General features: G+C 42.5%; 1 protein-coding gene. It reads right to left on the minus strand.

Annotated features, from left to right (window positions below; all coding sequences use genetic code 11):
- The coding region (gene ltrA, locus KSO91_RS17105; RefSeq protein WP_238744228.1) for a group II intron reverse transcriptase/maturase at positions 1-1,083 on the minus strand (1,083 nt) is incomplete at its 3' end.
- Positions 1,084-1,804 lie beyond the last annotated feature (721 nt).

The following is a 1,804-nucleotide window of genomic DNA, read 5'->3' on the forward strand; positions in this document are numbered from 1 at the left end:
ACTCGGTTTCTTCCACAATTTAAGCTGTACCGCCCTTAATCTTCGCCTTATCCAACCTGATAGTTGTTTCAATTCTCGTTTGCAATTGGCTATACTGAAATAGTTTACAAAACCGCGTACTACTGGATTAAGCCGTTTAATGACTTCGGCTAAATTACTGCCTCCATTGCGTTTTGTTAACTGTTTAACTTTTACTTTGAAGCCTTTAAGTTTTGATTTTTGTATCCGCGTATACCGGCTACCTATCTCCACTCCTAGAAATTTAACCCCATTATCGCTATGTGCTATATGGGTTTTCCTCGTATTAACTGTCAGTTTCAAGTCTTTTTCTAGTATCTGAGTCGCTTGCTTTAATGCATTCTGTGCAGCTTTTTCTGTATTGCACAGAATCAGGATATCATCAGCGTATCGCACTATTCGCTGCTGGCGCTTTTTCATCTCCTGATCAAACGCATCAAGGTAGATATTCGCAATCAGTGGACTGATCACGCCTCCTTGCGGACTCCCTACCCGACTTGCTTCCCAGTTTTTACCAATCATTACTCCGCTTTTTAAAAACTGATTGATTAGTTTTAAAATAGCCCCGTCTGTCACTCGTCTTTGAATGCTTTTTATGATCAGTTCATGATCAAGCAAATCAAAGCACTTGGACAGGTCCATATCAACTACCCATTGCCGATCATATTTACGCATAAATACGGTCGCTTTACTAATAGCATCATGACAACTTCGCTCTGGACGATACCCATAACTTGATGGATGAAAATCAGGATCGAAAATCGGTTGGAGTATGTTCAATAGTGTTTGCTGTACTATTCGATCTCGAACTGCGGGAATACCTAACAATCTGACGCCACCATCGTCTTTGGGTATCTCTACCCGTTTGACAGCATGAGCCCGATATTGTTTGGTTTGCAGTTCAAATTGCAGTTGTTTTAAGTTTATTTCTAAATTCTCAGCAAAAGCCCCTATGGACTGCCCATCTATTCCGGCTGCTCCTTTGGCACTTTTTACCTTTTTGAATCCCTTGTACAGATTGTTGATATCCAACATCTGATGATACAAGCTGTAATAAACTCTCAATTTCCTGCCTTTGCTTGTGATATGTCTGAACGTTATCAATATGCTATCGTTCGATTCTTCATTGCTACATTAGGTGTGCTAGCCTATTGGCAATCTGCCCAAGCGGTATGCAATTACTCCGTTGCTCAGCCCTTTATTCTCAGCGTCCACATTTCTGTTTAGCCGTCATCTTAAGCCTGCTTTCGTCAAAGCACTTGCGAGCCGATAGTGTATCTTTAACACTTTCCATATACTTTAAGAATACTTCTCCCCTTCGCAATCAATTGAAGCTTTTGACTCAAATTGACTCTATCAAACGCAGTGCTGATAGTCGGCTTGGTTTTATCCTCCACACCATTACTGGCTTTCATCGGCCTAGCCTTACTCACTACTACGGGTTCATCTGCCACCTCACACTCACATTAACCTTGAGTCACCTCTTGAGATAATATGTCCAATCAATCTGATTGGATGCAATGTCAGGCTTCCCCAGTTATTACACTGACTCCCTGTTAGAAATGCCACCCTCAAGCACAGTATTGGTCTGACTGAGTATCGGGCTTTGCGCTATTTTGGACGCTTACCCACCAATACTGCCGAAACAGGTTACGGTTAGTTGTGTACTTCTAACTTCCTATGGCTTCCTTCAGACCCCACCGTTAGCCAGTGACGCCCTTGCCATTCGGATTATCTTCCCCTCAATCAGGGTGATCTCACTCTCTTGCAAGTGAGCGGGTTTGCC

This window comes from Psychromonas antarctica, from assembly GCF_022267535.1.
Classification (GTDB): domain Bacteria; phylum Pseudomonadota; class Gammaproteobacteria; order Enterobacterales; family Psychromonadaceae; genus Psychromonas; species Psychromonas antarctica.